The organism is Enterobacter sp. QK-SA4, assembly GCF_056856775.1.
In genome coordinates this window covers 401,774-418,694 of the sequence record NZ_JBXFXH010000007.1, presented here as the reverse complement: position 1 = coordinate 418,694, position 16,921 = coordinate 401,774, and the positions used below count along the sequence as shown (strand labels likewise).

29 protein-coding genes are annotated in these 16,921 nt (G+C 50.6%); 1 reads left to right on the top strand and 28 read right to left on the bottom strand.

All coding sequences use genetic code 11. The features are described 5' to 3' along the window. Positions 1–5 precede the first annotated feature (5 nt). The 17 genes from rplF to rpsJ form a co-directional block, all read right to left on the bottom strand. Entirely contained in the window at positions 6–539 is a 534-nt protein-coding gene (gene rplF / locus AC1VYI_RS03495) for a 50S ribosomal protein L6 (protein ID WP_003863296.1), read from the bottom strand. A 12-nt stretch (positions 540–551) separates the two neighbouring features. Next, a complete protein-coding gene (gene rpsH / locus AC1VYI_RS03490; RefSeq protein WP_006178918.1) occupies positions 552–944 on the bottom strand; it encodes a 30S ribosomal protein S8 in 393 nt (130 codons plus the stop codon). A gap of 30 nt (positions 945–974) precedes the next feature. Continuing rightward, entirely contained in the window at positions 975–1,280 is a 306-nt protein-coding gene (gene rpsN, locus AC1VYI_RS03485) for a 30S ribosomal protein S14 (RefSeq protein ID WP_003863291.1), read from the bottom strand. A 14-nt stretch (positions 1,281–1,294) separates the two neighbouring features. Next, positions 1,295–1,834, bottom strand: a complete 540-nt coding sequence (gene rplE / locus AC1VYI_RS03480) for a 50S ribosomal protein L5 (RefSeq protein WP_001096206.1) — start codon at positions 1,832–1,834, stop codon at positions 1,295–1,297. Positions 1,835–1,848: 14 nt separating this feature from the next. Then, on the bottom strand, positions 1,849–2,163 hold the full coding sequence (gene rplX / locus AC1VYI_RS03475; protein WP_003863287.1) for a 50S ribosomal protein L24: 315 nt from the start codon (positions 2,161–2,163) through the stop codon (positions 1,849–1,851). A gap of 10 nt (positions 2,164–2,173) precedes the next feature. Next, the gene (rplN, locus tag AC1VYI_RS03470; RefSeq protein ID WP_002919748.1) at positions 2,174–2,545 is read right to left on the bottom strand and encodes a 50S ribosomal protein L14; all 372 of its coding nucleotides are present in this window, start codon (positions 2,543–2,545) and stop codon (positions 2,174–2,176) included. Between the two features lie 166 nt (positions 2,546–2,711). Next, a complete protein-coding gene (rpsQ, locus tag AC1VYI_RS03465; protein ID WP_008503489.1) occupies positions 2,712–2,966 on the bottom strand; it encodes a 30S ribosomal protein S17 in 255 nt (84 codons plus the stop codon). Beyond that, positions 2,966–3,157, bottom strand: coding sequence for a 50S ribosomal protein L29 (gene rpmC / locus AC1VYI_RS03460; protein WP_003863282.1), 192 nt, complete (start codon positions 3,155–3,157; stop codon positions 2,966–2,968). The genes rpsQ and rpmC overlap by 1 nt, the downstream gene beginning before the upstream one ends. Beyond that, a complete protein-coding gene (gene rplP / locus AC1VYI_RS03455) occupies positions 3,157–3,567 on the bottom strand; it encodes a 50S ribosomal protein L16 (RefSeq protein ID WP_002919759.1) in 411 nt (136 codons plus the stop codon). Before rplP ends, rpmC begins: the two co-directional genes overlap by 1 nt. 12 nt (positions 3,568–3,579) lie before the next feature. Beyond that, positions 3,580–4,281, bottom strand: a complete 702-nt coding sequence (gene rpsC / locus AC1VYI_RS03450; RefSeq protein ID WP_000529945.1) for a 30S ribosomal protein S3 — start codon at positions 4,279–4,281, stop codon at positions 3,580–3,582. A 17-nt stretch (positions 4,282–4,298) separates the two neighbouring features. Beyond that, positions 4,299–4,631 carry a 50S ribosomal protein L22 gene (gene rplV / locus AC1VYI_RS03445; RefSeq protein WP_002919773.1) on the bottom strand — a complete coding sequence of 111 codons (333 nt, stop codon included), beginning with the start codon at positions 4,629–4,631 and terminating at the stop codon, positions 4,299–4,301. Positions 4,632–4,645: 14 nt separating this feature from the next. Then, complete coding sequence (gene rpsS, locus AC1VYI_RS03440) at positions 4,646–4,924, bottom strand: 30S ribosomal protein S19 (RefSeq protein ID WP_001138117.1); 279 nt, start codon at positions 4,922–4,924, stop codon at positions 4,646–4,648. Between the two features lie 16 nt (positions 4,925–4,940). Then, entirely contained in the window at positions 4,941–5,762 is an 822-nt protein-coding gene (gene rplB / locus AC1VYI_RS03435) for a 50S ribosomal protein L2 (RefSeq protein ID WP_000301859.1), read from the bottom strand. 17 nt (positions 5,763–5,779) lie between these two features. Continuing rightward, on the bottom strand, positions 5,780–6,082 hold the full coding sequence (gene rplW / locus AC1VYI_RS03430; protein ID WP_000617546.1) for a 50S ribosomal protein L23: 303 nt from the start codon (positions 6,080–6,082) through the stop codon (positions 5,780–5,782). Continuing rightward, the gene (gene rplD, locus AC1VYI_RS03425) at positions 6,079–6,684 is read right to left on the bottom strand and encodes a 50S ribosomal protein L4 (RefSeq protein ID WP_000424395.1); all 606 of its coding nucleotides are present in this window, start codon (positions 6,682–6,684) and stop codon (positions 6,079–6,081) included. Before rplD ends, rplW begins: the two co-directional genes overlap by 4 nt. Before the next feature lie 10 nt (positions 6,685–6,694). Continuing rightward, complete coding sequence (gene rplC / locus AC1VYI_RS03420; protein ID WP_003863274.1) at positions 6,695–7,324, bottom strand: 50S ribosomal protein L3; 630 nt, start codon at positions 7,322–7,324, stop codon at positions 6,695–6,697. Positions 7,325–7,356: 32 nt separating this feature from the next. Continuing rightward, positions 7,357–7,668 (bottom strand): 30S ribosomal protein S10, encoded by a 312-nt coding sequence (gene rpsJ / locus AC1VYI_RS03415; protein ID WP_001181005.1) that lies wholly within the window; start codon positions 7,666–7,668, stop codon positions 7,357–7,359. A gap of 380 nt (positions 7,669–8,048) precedes the next feature. Here rpsJ and AC1VYI_RS03410 point away from each other — a divergent pair, with 380 nt between their 5' ends. Then, positions 8,049–8,522: a prepilin peptidase gene (locus AC1VYI_RS03410; protein WP_134867075.1), complete on the top strand. Its 474-nt coding sequence runs from the start codon at positions 8,049–8,051 to the stop codon at positions 8,520–8,522. Here AC1VYI_RS03410 and bfr read toward each other — a convergent pair. The 11 genes from bfr to fkpA form a co-directional block, all read right to left on the bottom strand. Beyond that, entirely contained in the window at positions 8,506–8,982 is a 477-nt protein-coding gene (bfr, locus tag AC1VYI_RS03405) for a bacterioferritin (protein WP_008503492.1), read from the bottom strand. The two genes, AC1VYI_RS03410 and bfr, sit on opposite strands and share 17 nt — an antisense overlap. Positions 8,983–9,054: 72 nt before the next feature. Beyond that, positions 9,055–9,249, bottom strand: coding sequence for a bacterioferritin-associated ferredoxin (bfd, locus tag AC1VYI_RS03400; protein WP_008503493.1), 195 nt, complete (start codon positions 9,247–9,249; stop codon positions 9,055–9,057). Positions 9,250–9,428: 179 nt separating this feature from the next. Further along, entirely contained in the window at positions 9,429–10,613 is a 1,185-nt protein-coding gene (gene tuf, locus AC1VYI_RS03395; RefSeq protein ID WP_014068448.1) for an elongation factor Tu, read from the bottom strand. 69 nt (positions 10,614–10,682) lie between these two features. Continuing rightward, positions 10,683–12,797, bottom strand: a complete 2,115-nt coding sequence (fusA, locus tag AC1VYI_RS03390) for an elongation factor G (RefSeq protein ID WP_008503004.1) — start codon at positions 12,795–12,797, stop codon at positions 10,683–10,685. 96 nt (positions 12,798–12,893) lie between these two features. Continuing rightward, the gene (gene rpsG, locus AC1VYI_RS03385; RefSeq protein WP_004106370.1) at positions 12,894–13,364 is read right to left on the bottom strand and encodes a 30S ribosomal protein S7; all 471 of its coding nucleotides are present in this window, start codon (positions 13,362–13,364) and stop codon (positions 12,894–12,896) included. A 96-nt stretch (positions 13,365–13,460) separates the two neighbouring features. Further along, positions 13,461–13,835 carry a 30S ribosomal protein S12 gene (gene rpsL / locus AC1VYI_RS03380; RefSeq protein ID WP_000246815.1) on the bottom strand — a complete coding sequence of 125 codons (375 nt, stop codon included), beginning with the start codon at positions 13,833–13,835 and terminating at the stop codon, positions 13,461–13,463. 124 nt (positions 13,836–13,959) lie between these two features. Next, positions 13,960–14,247: a sulfurtransferase complex subunit TusB gene (gene tusB, locus AC1VYI_RS03375; protein WP_023309457.1), complete on the bottom strand. Its 288-nt coding sequence runs from the start codon at positions 14,245–14,247 to the stop codon at positions 13,960–13,962. A 7-nt stretch (positions 14,248–14,254) separates the two neighbouring features. Beyond that, positions 14,255–14,614, bottom strand: coding sequence for a sulfurtransferase complex subunit TusC (tusC, locus tag AC1VYI_RS03370; protein ID WP_045357598.1), 360 nt, complete (start codon positions 14,612–14,614; stop codon positions 14,255–14,257). Beyond that, positions 14,614–15,000, bottom strand: coding sequence for a sulfurtransferase complex subunit TusD (gene tusD / locus AC1VYI_RS03365; RefSeq protein WP_023309459.1), 387 nt, complete (start codon positions 14,998–15,000; stop codon positions 14,614–14,616). The genes tusC and tusD overlap by 1 nt, the downstream gene beginning before the upstream one ends. Continuing rightward, positions 15,000–15,722: a helix-turn-helix transcriptional regulator gene (locus AC1VYI_RS03360; RefSeq protein ID WP_003861697.1), complete on the bottom strand. Its 723-nt coding sequence runs from the start codon at positions 15,720–15,722 to the stop codon at positions 15,000–15,002. Before AC1VYI_RS03360 ends, tusD begins: the two co-directional genes overlap by 1 nt. A 166-nt stretch (positions 15,723–15,888) precedes the next feature. Next, entirely contained in the window at positions 15,889–16,707 is an 819-nt protein-coding gene (gene fkpA / locus AC1VYI_RS03355; protein WP_023309460.1) for an FKBP-type peptidyl-prolyl cis-trans isomerase, read from the bottom strand. Between the last annotated feature and the right edge of the window lie 214 nt (positions 16,708–16,921).

Sequence of the window (16,921 nt, the reverse complement as noted above, 5' to 3'; positions counted from 1 at the left end):
TTACCTTACTTCTTCTTAGCCTCTTTGGTACGCACGACTTCGTCGGCGTAACGAACACCCTTGCCTTTGTAAGGCTCAGGACGACGGTAGGCGCGCAGATCTGCTGCAACCTGACCGATCAGCTGCTTATCAGCGCCTTTCAGCACGATTTCAGTTTGAGTCGGACATTCTGCAGTGATACCGGCCGGCAGCGGATGCTCAACAGGGTGTGAGAAGCCCAGAGACAGGCCTACTGCATTCCCTTTGATAGCTGCACGATAACCTACACCAACCAGCTGAAGCTTTTTAGTGAAGCCTTCGGTAACACCAACAACCATTGAGTTCAGCAGGGCACGCGCGGTACCAGCCTGAGCCCATCCATCCACGAAACCATCACGTGGACCGAAGGTCAGAGCGTTATCTGCATGTTTAACTTCAACAGCTTTGTTGAGGGTACGAGTCAGCTCGCCGTTTTTACCTTTGATCGTAATAACCTGACCGTCGATTTTTACATCAACGCCGGCAGGAATAACGACCGGTGCTTTAGCAACACGAGACATTCTTTCCTCCGATTAGGCTACGTAGCAGATAATTTCGCCACCAAGACCAGCCTGGCGCGCTGCACGATCAGTCATAACACCTTTAGAGGTAGAAACAACTGCGATACCAAGACCAGCCATAACTTTTGGCAGCTCATCTTTTTTCTTATAGATGCGCAGACCTGGGCGGCTGACACGCTGAATGCTTTCTACAACAGCTTTACCCTGGAAATACTTAAGAGTAAGTTCCAGTTCCGGCTTGGTGTCGCCTTCAACTTTAAAATCTTCGATAAAACCTTCTTCCTTCAGCACGTTGGCAATTGCCACTTTCAGCTTGGCGGAAGGCATGGTGACCGCAACTTTGTTCGCGGCCTGACCGTTACGGATACGGGTCAGCATATCCGCGATCGGATCTTGCATGCTCATCTGTCTTTACTCCCGTGATTCAATTGGTAATTACCAGCTAGCCTTTTTCAAGCCTGGCACTTCACCGCGCATGGCGGCTTCACGCAGTTTGATACGGCTCAACCCAAACTTGCCCACATAACCATGTGGACGACCTGTTTGACGACAGCGGTTACGCTGACGAGACGGGCTGGAATCACGCGGCAGAGACTGCAGCTTGAGAACCGCATTCCAACGATCTTCGTCGGAAGCGTTCACATCAGAAATGATCGCTTTCAGTTCAGCGCGTTTAGCGAAGAATTTATCAGCTAAAGCTACGCGCTTTACTTCGCGTGCTTTCATTGATTGCTTAGCCATTCAGTAACCCTACCTTACTTGCGGAACGGGAAGTCAAAGGCAGCCAGCAGAGCACGGCCTTCTTCGTCAGATTTCGCAGTAGTGGTAATGGTAATATCCAAACCACGCACGCGGTCGACTTTATCGTAGTCGATTTCTGGGAAGATGATCTGCTCACGGACACCCATGCTGTAGTTACCACGACCGTCGAAAGACTTAGCGGACAAGCCACGGAAGTCACGGATACGTGGAACAGCAATAGTGATCAGGCGCTCAAAGAACTCCCACATGCGTTCGCCACGCAGAGTTACTTTACAGCCGATCGGATAGCCCTGACGGATTTTGAAGCCTGCAACAGATTTGCGTGCTTTGGTGATCAGCGGTTTTTGACCGGAGATTGCTGTCAGGTCAGCTGCTGCGTTATCCAGCAGTTTCTTGTCAGCGATCGCTTCACCAACACCCATGTTCAGGGTGATCTTCTCGACCCGAGGGACTTGCATGACAGAATTGTAGTTAAACTCAGTCATGAGTTTGTTAACTACTTCGTCTTTGTAGTAATCATGCAGTTTCGCCATCGTACTACTCCAAATTACTTGATAGTTTCGCTGTTAGACTTGAAGAAACGGACTTTTTTGCCGTCTTCGAATCTAAAGCCTACACGGTCAGCCTTGCCGGTAGCCGCATTGAAGATTGCAACGTTAGAAACCTGAATAGCAGCTTCTTTTTCAACGATGCCACCTGGTTGGTTCAGGGCCGGAACCGGCTTCTGATGTTTCTTAACCAGGTTGATACCTTCAACGACAAGTTTGCCGGAAGACAGAACATTTTTTACTTTACCGCGTTTACCTTTATCTTTACCGGTTAACACGATAACTTCGTCATCACGACGGATTTTCGCTGCCATGATTCGCTCCTTAGAGTACTTCTGGTGCCAGAGAGATAATTTTCATGAACTTCTCAGTACGAAGTTCACGAGTTACCGGCCCAAAGATACGCGTGCCGATAGGCTGCTCGCTGTTATTGTTTAAAATAACGCATGCATTACCATCGAAGCGAATGACAGAACCGTCAGGGCGACGAACACCCTTCTTGGTGCGCACCACTACCGCCTTCAGCACATCACCTTTTTTGACCTTACCACGTGGAATTGCTTCCTTGATGGTGATCTTGATGATGTCGCCTACGCCTGCGTAGCGACGGTGCGAGCCACCCAGAACCTTGATACACATTACGCGACGTGCACCGGAGTTGTCGGCGACGTTCAGCATAGTCTGTTCTTGGATCATTTTAGTGCTCCGCTAATGTCAACTACTACCTGAGACTCTAAAATCAGAGCCGTTAAAAAGCCCCATATCGAGGGCGCGGCATTATAACACCGCTTCTGCAATATGGGTAGAAAAAATAAACGGCTCATCGCTGAGCCGTTTATTCGTATTGAGAAGGCGTACTGTATTACAGAACCGCTTTCTCTACAACGCGAACCAGCGTCCAGGACTTAGTCTTGGACAGTGGACGGCATTCACGGATTTCAACCTTGTCGCCGATACCACATTCGTTGTTCTCGTCATGTACGTGCAGTTTGGTCGTACGCTTGATGAATTTACCGTAGATCGGGTGTTTCACAATACGTTCGATAGCTACAACAATGGATTTCTCCATTTTGTCGCTAACAACACGACCTTGCAGAGTACGGATTTTATCGGTCATTACGCACCCGCCTTCTGAGTCAGTAAAGTCTTAACGCGTGCAACATTGCGACGCACTTGCTTCAGCAGGTGAGTCTGTTGCAGCTGGCCACTTGCAGCCTGCATACGCAGGTTGAACTGCTCACGCAGCAGGTTCAGCAGCTCAGCGTTCAGCTCTTCAACGCTTTTTTCACGCAGCTCTTTTGCTTTCATTACATCACCGTCTTAGTTACAAAGGTGGTTTTGATAGGCAGTTTCGCTGCTGCCAGGCCGAAGGCTTCACGGGCCAGCTCTTCCGGAACACCGTCCATTTCATAAAGGACTTTGCCCGGTTGGATCAAGGCAACCCAGTACTCCACGTTACCTTTACCTTTACCCATACGAACTTCCAGTGGCTTCTCGGTGATCGGTTTGTCCGGGAATACACGGATCCAGATCTTACCTTGACGCTTAACTGCACGGGTCATTGCACGACGTGCTGCTTCGATCTGACGTGCAGTCAGACGACCACGGCCAACAGCTTTCAGACCGAAAGTGCCGAAGCTAACATCCGTACCCTGCGCCAGACCACGGTTGCGGCCTTTGTGCACTTTACGGAATTTTGTACGCTTTGGTTGTAACATCAGCGACGCTCCTTATTTACGGCCTTTACGCTGCTGCTTTTTAGGTTGAGCAGCCGGTTTTTCCGGTTGTTCAACAGCAGCCATACCACCCAGGATCTCACCTTTGAAGATCCATACCTTAACGCCGATTACACCGTAAGTGGTGTGCGCTTCAGAGGTGTTGTAGTCGATGTCAGCACGCAGAGTGTGCAGCGGTACGCGACCTTCGCGGTACCATTCGGTACGTGCGATTTCCGCGCCGCCCAGACGGCCGCTAACTTCAACTTTGATACCTTTAGCGCCCAGACGCATTGCGTTCTGTACAGCACGCTTCATAGCACGACGGAACATAACACGACGTTCCAGCTGTGAAGTGATGCTGTCAGCAACCAATTTAGCGTCCAGTTCAGGCTTACGAACTTCAGCGATATTGATCTGTGCAGGAACGCCAGCGATATCCGCTACGACCTTGCGCAGTTTTTCTACGTCTTCGCCTTTCTTACCGATAACGATGCCAGGACGAGCAGTGTGAATAGTCACACGGATGCTCTTCGCTGGACGCTCGATAACGATACGAGATACAGACGCTTTAGCCAGTTCCTTAGTCAGGTACTGACGTACTTTAAAATCGCTGTCCAGGTTGTCAGCGAATTCTTTGGTGTTCGCAAACCAGGTAGAGTTCCATGGTTTTACAATACCCAGGCGAATACCATTAGGATGTACTTTCTGACCCATTGCTAGTCTCCAGAGTCTCAGCGATCGGACACAACCACAGTAATGTGGCTGGTGCGCTTCAGGATGCGATCTGCACGACCTTTCGCACGCGGCATAATGCGCTTCATGCTTGGGCCTTCATCTACGAAAATTTTCGCGACTTTCAGATCGTCGATGTCAGCGCCATCGTTGTGTTCAGCGTTAGCAATGGCAGATTCCAGTACTTTCTTGACCAATACCGCAGCTTTCTTGTTGGTATAGGTCAGGATGTCCAGGGCCTGCGACACTTTCTTACCGCGAATCAGGTCAGCAACAAGGCGAACCTTCTGAGCAGAAGAACGAGCATGGCGATGTTGAGCTAAAGTTTCCATCTCTTCCTCCTACCTTATTTCTTCTTCGCTTTTTTATCAGCAGCGTGGCCGCGATAAGTACGAGTCGGTGCGAATTCACCCAGTTTGTGACCAACCATTTCGTCGGTAACAAAGACTGGAACGTGCTGACGACCATTATGGACAGCGATGGTCAAACCGATCATGTTAGGAAAGATCGTTGAACGACGGGACCAAGTGCGCAGGGGCTTCTTGTCTCCGCTTTCCACCGCTTTCTCTACCTTCTTCAGCAAGTGCAGGTCAATAAAAGGACCTTTCTTGAGAGAACGTGGCATGGCTTATCCTCTAAAATTATTTGCTACGGCGACGTACGATAAATTTATCAGTACGCTTGTTGCTGCGGGTCTTCTTACCTTTGGTCTGAACGCCCCACGGAGTTACCGGGTGCTTACCAAAGTTACGACCTTCACCACCACCATGTGGGTGGTCGACTGGGTTCATCGCAGTACCGCGAACGGTAGGACGAACACCACGCCAGCGTGCAGCACCTGCTTTACCCAGAACGCGCAGCATATGCTCAGCATTGCCAACTTCGCCCAGAGTAGCGCGGCAGTCTGCTTCGACTTTACGCATTTCACCAGAACGCAGACGCAGGGTGACATAAGCACCATCACGAGCAACGATCTGAACGTAAGTACCAGCGGAACGTGCCAGCTGACCGCCTTTACCTGGTTTCATTTCTACGTTATGAACGGTAGAACCAACCGGGATATTGCGCATCGGCAGGGTGTTGCCTGCTTTGATTGCAGCATCAACGCCAGACTGAATCTGGTCACCAGCTTTCAGGCCTTTAGGGGCCAGGATGTAACGGCGTTCGCCGTCTTTGTACAGAACCAGCGCGATGTTCGCGGAACGGTTCGGATCGTACTCAAGACGTTCAACAACTGCTGGGATACCGTCTTTGTTGCGTTTGAAGTCAACAATACGATAAGCCTGCTTGTGGCCACCACCGATGTGACGAGTGGTGATACGGCCATTGTTGTTACGACCACCGGATTTGCTGTTTTTTTCCAGCAACGGAGCAAAAGGTTTGCCCTTGTGCAGCTCAGGGTTAACCACTTTAACTACGTGGCGACGACCCGGAGATGTCGGTTTACATTTAACAACTGCCATTGTATTACTCCTCCGACTTACTCAGCGCCGCCAACGAAGTCCAGATTCTGGCCTTCTTTCAGGGTGACGTAAGCTTTTTTCCAGTCGCTACGACGACCGATACGCTGTCCGTGACGTTTAACTTTCCCTTTAACTACCAGGGTGTTAACGACTTCGACTTCGACTTCAAACAGTTTCTGCACAGCAGCTTTGATCTCTGCTTTGGTCGCGTCTTTAGCAACTTTGAGAACGATGGTGTTTGTTTTTTCCATCGCAGTAGACGCTTTTTCAGAAACGTGCGGTGCGCGAAGCACCTTCAGCAGACGTTCTTCACGAATCATGCCAGCATCTCCTCAACTTGCTTAACAGCATCAGCAGTCATTACGACTTTGTCGAAGGCGATCAGGCTAACCGGGTCGATACCAGTCGCATCGCGTACGTCAACCTTGTGCAGGTTACGTGCGGCCAGGAACAGGTTCTCGTCCAGCTCACCGGTGATGATCAGCACATCTTCCAGAGCCATGTCTTTCAGTTTCTGTGCCAGCAGCTTAGTTTTAGGCGCTTCAACAGAGAACTTCTCGACAACGATCAGACGATCCTGACGTACCAGTTCGGACAGGATGCTTTTCAGCGCGCCGCGGTACATCTTTTTGTTAACTTTTTGACTGTGGTCCTGTGGACGCGCAGCGAAGGTCACGCCACCTGAACGCCAGATCGGGCTCTTGATAGAACCTGAACGCGCACGGCCGGTACCTTTCTGGCGCCATGGCTTTTTGCCAGAACCAGTTACTTCAGCACGAGTCTTCTGAGCACGAGTACCCTGACGAGCACCAGCTGCATAAGCAACAACAACCTGGTGAACCAGCGCTTCGTTGAAATCACGACCGAAGGTAGTTTCGGAAACAGTCAGCGCGCTCTGCGCGTCTTTCAATACTAATTCCATTGCTATCCCCTTACGCCTTCACAGCTGGTTTAACGATCAGGTCGCTACCGGTTGCACCCGGGACCGCACCTTTAACCAGCAGCAGGTTGCGCTCAGCGTCAACACGTACTACGTCCAGGCTCTGAACGGTTACACGTTCGTTACCCAGCTGACCTGCCATTTTCTTGCCTTTGAACACTTTGCCCGGAGTCTGGTTCTGACCGATAGAACCCGGAACGCGGTGAGACAAGGAGTTACCGTGGGTAGCGTCCTGGGTACGGAAGTTCCAGCGCTTAACGGTACCAGCAAAACCTTTACCTTTAGAGGTACCGGTTACGTCAACTTTTTTAACGTCAGCAAACAGCTCAACGCTAATGTCCTGACCTACGGTGAACTCTTCGCCTTCAGCAAGACGGAATTCCCACAGACCACGGCCAGCTTCTACGCCAGCTTTAGCGAAGTGACCCGCTTCTGGTTTGGTTACACGGTTAGCTTTTTTAGCACCAGTGGTAACCTGAATAGCGCGGTAGCCATCGTTAGCCAGATCTTTAACCTGAGTAACGCGGTTTGCTTCAACTTCGATTACGGTTACTGGGATAGAAACGCCATCTTCAGTGAAGATGCGGGTCATACCCACTTTTTTACCGACTAAACCAATCATTGTTTCAACCTCTCAATCGCTCGATGACCTGATTAACCCAGGCTGATCTGCACGTCTACACCGGCAGCCAGATCCAGACGCATCAGAGCATCAACGGTTTTCTCAGTTGGCTCAACGATGTCAACCAGACGCTTGTGAGTGCGGATTTCGTACTGATCGCGCGCGTCTTTGTTGACGTGCGGAGAGATCAGAACGGTGAAGCGCTCTTTGCGGGTCGGCAGCGGGATCGGACCACGGACTTGCGCACCAGTGCGCTTAGCAGTCTCGACGATTTCCGCGGTTGATTGATCGATCAGACGATGATCAAACGCTTTAAGGCGGATACGGATTCTTTGGTTCTGCATGAGACCAGAGCTCCAATTATTTTATAAACGAAAATGATTACTCCTCAAACCCATTACGATTGATGGGAGAGTGTAACCGTTCTTACGTAGCTCCCCAATTGGGAGCATTGTTGAGTAACAAAATGAGCTACTCTGGTTCTGATTGAACCCGCCGTCAATTACGACAAGCCCGCGCATTATACGTAAATCTGGACAAGACGCAAGTGCCGTTTAGAAATTAAGCGCCAGAGGCGCAGTATGCGTAAGGGCGCGCAACTTTTTACGCAATGTATCCCTTCTCAAGGCTTTGTCTCGAGCCCCTACGCAAGTGTCGTTTTTATAGATTGCCGACCAGGCCGATTATAGCGAGGATGCGCTCAAACCCCTTTGAGGCCTTTGCCATGTTAACCACCCTCCCCTTTTTGCTGATCTATTTTTCGCTGACTGCCTTTCTTGTACATGCGGATATTCGCTACGGACTGCTTCCCGATAAATTTCTCTGCCCGCTGCTATGGGCGGGCCTGCTCTTCCAGCTCTGTGTCCAACCTGATTTTCTGCCAAGTGCAGTGGTGGGTGCGATGGCTGGATATGTCGGCTTTGCCGTTATTTACTGGGGATATCGGTTTATCTGCCGGCGTGAAGGGATGGGATACGGCGATGTAAAATACCTGGCGGCGCTTGGTGCGTGGCATGGCTGGTGCATACTGCCTACGCTGGCGTTACTCGCTGCGCTTATGGCGCTACTTAGCATTCTTGTGTTTTCGTTACTCACCGGCGATAAGGGAGCATTAAAAAACCCACTGCCTTTTGGGCCATTTCTGGCAGCAGCGGGTTTATGCGTAGGCTGGAAGACGGTGATTACTCTTCCACTTTAATCTGCGACTGAAGGTAGTTCTGCAGACCGATTTTAGCAATCAGATCCAGCTCCGTTTCCAGCCAGTCAATATGGCCTTCTTCATCGGCCAGGATCTGGATCATCATATCGCGACTGACGTAGTCATGTACGCTGTCGGCATAGGCAATGGCTTCACGGAGATCTTTGGCGCCTTCCAGTTCCAGCCTGAGGTCGGAACGCAGCATCTCTTCGACATCTTCTCCGATGCCCAGCTTTCCGAGATCCTGCAGGTTTGGAATACCTTCAAGGAATAAAATACGCTCGATATATTTATCAGCGTGCTTCATTTCATCAATCGATTCATGGTACTCAACGTCGTTCAGACGTTTAAGCCCCCAGTTTTTGAACATTCTCGCGTGAAGAAAGTACTGGTTAATTGCGACAAGCTCATTTCCCAATAATTTATTGAGATAACTTATGATTTTAACATCACCTTTCATTATATAGTCCCTCCGCTTCCACTCATTGAAGCGTAGATCGGGCTACAGGGATGTCAAAAAAAAGATGGGCGCTTACGCGATCTCTTTGTATTCCGGGATCTGCATCAATTCGTCCTGCATGATCTCTCGCGCAGCACGTACACATTTACCGCATTGATTTCCCACAGGAACAAATTTGCGTAGCTGCTGAAATGACTGAGGCTGAAACTGACGAACGGCCTGACGTATTTTCTTGTCGCTTACACCATTACATAAACAAACGTACATAGAGACTCCCGTTCAAATTATGCGCAAAGTGTAAGTGAGAATGGTTATGATTACAATAGCACAAACGCCACAATACGGGGCGGGAGCAGGCAAAAAATGCGTAATTTTGTGACAGTACCTGAGTGGTAGAAAACAAAAAAGGACGCCGAAGCGTCCTTTTTTTATTCGGGGATAATTAATTAGCCCAGAACTTTAGCAACAACGCCCGCGCCAACGGTACGGCCGCCTTCACGGATTGCGAAACGCAGACCGTCGTCCATCGCGATTGGGTGGATCAGCGTCACAACCATCTTGATGTTGTCGCCTGGCATTACCATCTCAACGCCTTCTGGCAGTTCGATGGTACCGGTCACGTCAGTTGTACGGAAGTAGAACTGTGGACGGTAGCCTTTGAAGAACGGAGTATGACGGCCGCCTTCGTCTTTGGACAGAATGTACACTTCAGATTCGAACTTGGTGTGTGGCTTGATTGAGCCTGGCTTCGCCAGAACCTGACCACGTTCGATTTCTTCACGTTTGATACCACGCAGCAGAACACCAACGTTCTCACCAGCACGGCCTTCGTCCAGCAGTTTGCGGAACATTTCAACGCCAGTACAGGTAGACTTCGCAGTCTCTTTGATACCAACGATTTCAACTTCTTCGCCAACTTTGATGATACCGCGCTCAACACGACCGGTAACAACGGTACCACGACCGGAGATGGAGAATACGTCTTCGATTGGCAGCAGGAATGGCTTGTCAATCGCACGCTCTGGTTCTGGGATGTAAGAATCCAGGAAGCCAGCCAGTTCGATGATTTTCGCTTCCCACTCTGCTTCGCCTTCCAGCGCTTTCAGAGCAGAACCACGAACGATTGGGGTATCGTCGCCCGGGAAATCGTACTGAGACAGCAGTTCACGAACTTCCATCTCTACCAGTTCCAGCAGCTCTTCGTCATCAACCATGTCGCATTTGTTCAGGAACACGATGATGAAAGGAACGCCTACCTGACGACCCAGCAGGATGTGCTCACGAGTCTGAGGCATTGGGCCGTCAGTCGCAGCAACAACCAGGATCGCGCCGTCCATCTGCGCAGCACCGGTGATCATGTTTTTAACATAGTCGGCGTGGCCTGGGCAGTCTACGTGTGCGTAGTGGCGAGTCGGGGTGTCATATTCAACGTGGGAAGTGTTGATGGTGATACCACGAGCTTTTTCTTCTGGTGCGTTATCGATCTGGTCGAATGCACGAGCAGAACCACCGTAGGTTTTAGCCAGAACGGTAGTGATTGCAGCAGTCAGGGTAGTTTTACCATGGTCAACGTGGCCAATAGTACCAACGTTGACGTGCGGTTTTGTACGTTCAAATTTTTCTTTAGACACGGCTATATTCCTTACTATAGTGCTCTCCCCTGTGGAGAGAGCACGGGACTTAGGTTTTAATCCTGTGGATTACTTACCACGGGCTTCAATAACGGCCTGAGCAACGTTGTTAGGCGCATCATCATACTTCAGGAATTCCATGGTGTATGATGCACGACCTTTGGTCAGAGAACGCAGCTGAGTTGCATATCCGAACATTTCAGACAGCGGAACTTCAGCGTGGATCTTAACGCCAGTTACTTCGGATTCCTGACCACGCAGCATACCGCGACGACGGCTCAAGTCACCGATAACGTCACCGGTGTTCTCTTCAGGAGTTTCTACTTCAACCTTCATGATTGGCTCAAGCAGAACTGGTTTTGCTTTCTTAAAGCCTTCTTTAAAGGCAATAGACGCAGCCAGTTTAAACGCCAGTTCAGAGGAGTCAACGTCGTGGTAAGAACCGAAGTGCAGACGAACACCCATATCAACAACCGGATAGCCAGCCAGAGGGCCCGCTTTCAGCTGTTCCTGGATGCCTTTATCAACGGCTGGGATGTATTCGCCAGGAATTACACCACCTTTGATGTCGTTGATGAACTCGTAACCTTTCGGGTTAGAGCCCGGCTCCAGTGGGTACATGTCGATCACAACGTGACCGTACTGACCGCGACCACCAGACTGCTTAGCGTGCTTACCTTCAATGTCGGTAACTTTCGCGCGAATCGCTTCGCGGTAAGCAACCTGAGGTTTACCCACGTTCGCTTCAACGTTGAATTCACGCTTCATACGGTCAACGATGATGTCCAGGTGCAGTTCACCCATACCAGCGATGATGGTCTGGTTAGATTCTTCATCAGTCCATACGCGGAATGATGGGTCTTCTTTCGCCAGACGGCCCAGAGCCAGACCCATTTTTTCCTGGTCAGCTTTGGTTTTTGGTTCAACTGCGATGGAGATTACCGGCTCAGGGAATTCCATACGCTCCAGAATGATCGGGTGATCCGGGTCACACAGGGTGTCACCAGTGGTCACGTCTTTCAGACCGATAGCTGCAGCGATGTCGCCCGCACGAACTTCTTTGATCTCTTCACGTTTGTTAGCGTGCATCTGTACGATACGGCCAAAACGTTCACGCGCCGCTTTCACGGAGTTCAGGATGGTGTCACCGGAGTTAACCACACCAGAGTAAACGCGGAAGAAGGTCAGGTTACCCACGAATGGGTCGGTAGCAATTTTGAACGCCAGTGCAGAGAATGGCTCTTCGTCGCTTGCGTGACGCTCAGCCGGAGTATCTTTACCGTCGTCCAGGATGCCGTTGATCGCAGGAACGTCAACCGGGGATGGCAGGTAGTCAACTACCGCATCCAGCATCGCCTGAACACCTTTGTTCTTGAACGCAGAACCACAGGTTACCAGGATGATTTCGTTGTTCAGAACGCGCTGACGCAGAGCTTTTTTGATCTCTTCTTCAGTCAGTTCTTCACCACCCAGGTATTTCTCCATCAGCTCTTCAGAAGCTTCAGCAGCGGATTCGATCAGGTTCTGGTGCCATTCGTCAGCCAGGTCCTGCATTGCAGCTGGGATATCTTCGTATTCGAAGGTAACGCCCTGGTCTGCATCGTTCCAGTTGATGGCTTTCATTTTCACCAGGTCGATAACGCCGGTGAAGCCTTCTTCAGCACCAATTGCCAGCTGCAGCGGAACAGGGTTCGCGCCCAGACGGGTTTTGATCTGGCCAACAACTTTCAGGAAGTTAGCACCCATACGGTCCATTTTGTTAACGAACGCGATGCGTGGAACTTTATATTTGTTCGCCTGACGCCATACGGTTTCAGACTGTGGCTGAACACCACCAACTGCGCAATAAACCATTACCGCGCCGTCAAGAACACGCATGGAACGTTCTACTTCGATGGTGAAGTCAACGTGCCCTGGGGTGTCGATGATGTTTACGCGATGCGGTTCGTACTGCTTAGCCATACCTGACCAGAATGCAGTAGTCGCTGCGGAGGTGATAGTGATACCACGCTCCTGCTCCTGTTCCATCCAGTCCATGGTGGCTGCGCCGTCATGAACTTCACCGATTTTATGGTTTACACCGGTGTAGAACAGAATACGTTCGGTAGTAGTGGTTTTACCGGCGTCGATGTGCGCACTGATACCGATGTTACGGTAGCGTGCGATGGGTGTTGTACGAGCCATTTGATTCCTCGTTTATATCTTTAGGCGTTCAGTTAAGTTACCCAGAGCGGGCTGCTTCTCTGAAGCGCCCGCCTGGTGACTAATACTCCGAAGGGATTACCAACGGTAGTGTGCGAACGCCTTGTTGGCTTCTGCCATACGGTGAACGTCTTCACGTTTCTTAACTGCAGTACCTTTGTTGTCTGCAGCATCAGAAAGTTCGTTCGCCAGACGCAGAGCCATGGATTTATCACCGCGTTTACGAGCAGCTTCAACGATCCAACGCATTGCCAGAGCATTACGACGAACCGGACGAACTTCAACTGGAACCTGATAAGTAGAACCACCAACGCGGCGGGACTTAACTTCTACGGTTGGGCGAACGTTGTCGAGAGCGACTTCGAAAGCTTCCAGTTCATTTTTACCAGAACGCTGAGCCAGGGTCTCAAGCGCGCTGTATACGATTGCTTCTGCAGTAGATTTTTTACCATCTACCATCAGGATATTTACAAATTTTGCCAGCAGTTCTGATCCGAATTTCGGATCTGGAAGAATTTTACGCTGACCAATGACGCGACGACGTGGCATGGGAATACTCCGTTGTTAATTCAGGATTGTCCAAAACTCAAAGAGTTTAGTTTGACATTAAGATAAATCAGTTTGGCCTTACTTAACGGAGAACCATTAAGCCTTAGGACGCTTCACGCCGTACTTGGAGCGAGCCTGCTTACGGTCTTTAACACCTGAGCAGTCGAGCGCACCACGAACGGTGTGGTAACGAACACCCGGAAGGTCTTTAACACGACCGCCACGGATCAGGATCACGGAGTGTTCCTGCAGGTTGTGACCTTCACCACCGATGTAGGAAGTCACTTCGAAACCGTTAGTCAAACGCACACGGCATACTTTACGCAGTGCGGAGTTTGGTTTTTTAGGAGTGGTGGTATATACACGAGTACATACACCACGTTTCTGCGGGCAGGCTTCCAGCGCAGGCACGTTGCTCTTTGCAACTTTGCGCGCGCGTGGTTTGCGTACCAGCTGGTTAACTGTTGCCATTAAATAGCTCCTGGTTTTAGCTTTTGCTTCGTAAACACGTAATAAAACGACCTCATACAATATGAGGACGCGAAATTTTAGGGCTACGTCGAAAAGGTGTCAAGAAATATACAGCGATCTCAAATCACCAGTTCATTTGACTGGCGTGCGTCACAGTAAGATTGACGAAATCAGTATAGCCAACCACGTCAATTTTGGTTGAAATTTGACCAGAAAGACCCCGCGCATCCAGATCGTCCTTCAGCGCAGAGACTGTTATGGGGGCATTCGTGAGAATTTCAACGAAACGACTGCCTTCCAGTGCGGCAAGCACGCCATCCTGAATCAGCAGCAGATCATCACCTTCGCGCAGCATACTCAGTAACGCGTCGATATCACATTGCCACGGTGAATGGCTCAGAGTATGGAGCATGTCAGCCTCAGAAAGTCAGAACGGTGTCGTAGTGGGAAAGGTGTTCGCGCAATGCAGCAGAAGACATGACTGTCACATCCAGCACGAAAGGCGTTGCCTCGTTTAAACCGCGCGCGGCCAGGGAGTCGGCACAGACATAGAAGGTTTCGATATCGTAAAGCGGTAACACTTTGAACGTTGCGATGTAATCACGCGCCAGAATGGCCTGAGGCTGTTGCCCCGCCAGAAGCTGAAATACGCCGTCGCCCAAAAAGAAGACACCGATATCTTCGGTCAATGCTGAGGTCGCGAGCAGCGCATCCAGCCCTTCTCTGCCTGACGCATTGCCGTGCGGTGCGGAGGAAAAAACAAACGCGACACGCTTCATCAGAATTGCACCACTCTGTCGCAGGTCAATGCCGCCTGTGCCAGTGCACCCAGGCCACTCAACGAAAAGCCGGGCTGCAGGTTAGAACCCGATAAACCAAGACGCGCGGCTTCGGTTGCATCGGTCACGCCGCGGCGCAGTGCCGCCGCCACGCAGATGTGCAGTTCTACGCCCTGCTTTTCGTTTAATGCCTGCCAGGAACGCACCAGATCGAACTCGTCGCTCGCCGGTGACGTAAACTGATTCGCGTTATACACCCCTTCCCGATAGAAGAAGACGCTCGCCAGCTCGTGTCCGGCCGCCAGTAGCGCATGCGCAAACTGCAGCGCGCTGCTGGCCTGCTGAGTGCCGTACGCCGGGCCTGTCACCATTAACGCAAAACGCATTACTTGTCTTGTCCCAGGAAATCGCCGCTTTTGAACTGGCGAATGTAGAGGTAGACCGTGTGCTTGGAGATGTTCAGACGATCGGCCACCTGGTTGATGGCGTCTTTAATATCAAAAATCCCTTTTTCATAAAGATTGAGCACGATCTGACGATTCTTGGCGTTGTTCGAGACGTTGCGATCGGCATTCACCTCTTCAATCGTAAACTCAAGCGTCTGCGTCACCAGATCTTCAACAGAGGAGGCAAAGTTAACAGAAGAGCCAACATCCGGCGTTTCTGGTGGAATAAAGGTGCTCATGATTTGCGAGAATGGCACATCAAGGTTCATGTTGATGCACAGCAGCCCAATAACACGATGCTCGCGGTTTCGAATCGCGATGGTTTCTGATTTCATCAGCACGCCGCTTTTGGCGCGGGTGAAATAGCATTTGGAGACGCTGCTGTCCGCGCCGGTCATGTCATGCAGCATACGCAATGCAAGGTCGGTAATTGGCGAACCAATTTTACGGCCAGTATGCTCACCATTCGCAATGCGGATGGCGGAACACTTCAGATCTTGCAGGGAGTGCAATACGATTTCGCAGTGGGAGCCAATGAGCATCGCTAACCCGTCCACTACCGCTTCGTAGGATTTCAGAATATCGAAGTCGGTCTGATCGAAAGGACGTTGATCCAGCAAATCAAGTTCACTGGTTTCGTTGGTTAAAAGCGACCTGGACATGAAAAAAACACTCCTTTTCAGGAGCCTGTCGTTAGGTTTTCAGGGCAGGCTCATTATCTACACGGACAACTAAATTAATACAGCGTGCGTAGCGCTTTCCAGTGTTAATTATATCTGCCCCACAATAAAAAAACCGCCGCCTGAAAGGCGGCGGTTTTTTTCAACATTACTTCTTAGCAGCAGCTGCTTTATCGTCAGCCGGTGCGTCTGCTTTCGCATCCGCTTTCGGTGCCGGTTTGATATCCAGCAGCTCTACGTCAAAGACCAGCGTAGAGTTGGCAGGGATACCCGGAACGCCGGTTTTGCCATAGGCCAGATCCGGTGGGATAACCATCTTGATCTTGCCGCCTTTCTTGATGTTTTTCAGGCCTTCAGTCCAGCCAGGGATCACACCATCCAGACGGAAGGAGAGCGGCTCACCGCGGGTGTAAGAGTTATCGAACTCTTTACCGTCGATCAGCGTACCTTTGTAGTTCACAACAACGGTGTCGCTGTCTTTAGGCGCATCGCCGGTGCCTTCTTTCTCAACTTTGTACACCAGGCCGGTAGAAGAGGTTTTCACACCCTTCTCTTTGGCAAAAGTATCGCGGTAGGCTTTGCCTTTCGCTTCGTTGTCTTTAGCGTCCGCGTCCATCTTGGTCTGCGCGGCACCCTTCACGCGCGCTTCGAACGCCTGCAGAGTCTGTTCAATTTCCTGGTCAGACAGCTTGCTCTTATCTGCAAATGCGTCCTGAACGCCCGCGATCAGCTGAGCTTTATCCAGTTTGATGCCCAGTTTCTCTTGTTCTTTCAGAGAGTTTTCCATGTAGCGACCCAGAGATGCGCCCAGTGCATAGGCGGATTTCTGGTCGTCATTTTTGAACGCCGCTTTGCTGTCTGCAGTGGCAGCAGGCTTCGCAGCAGTATCAGCAGCGAATGACAGCGGCGCGTTCAGCGCAACAGCCATCGTCGTCGCCAGCAGCGTTACTTTAAACAGTGATTTCATCCATATCTCCAGGGCCTGGGGACTCTCACCCCAGCGTTAAACGTAAATGAGTTACGTACTATAAAACGTTGCGGAAGAAATCTACAGACAGACACTTCCAATTCTCGCCACTTTTCAGACTATTTTTGTTTAAATAAGTTTCCTGCCAAAGGGATGCAGACTGTACTTAAGGATAAACTCAGTTAAACTGCGCCGCCGCAGGGCCATTATGGCG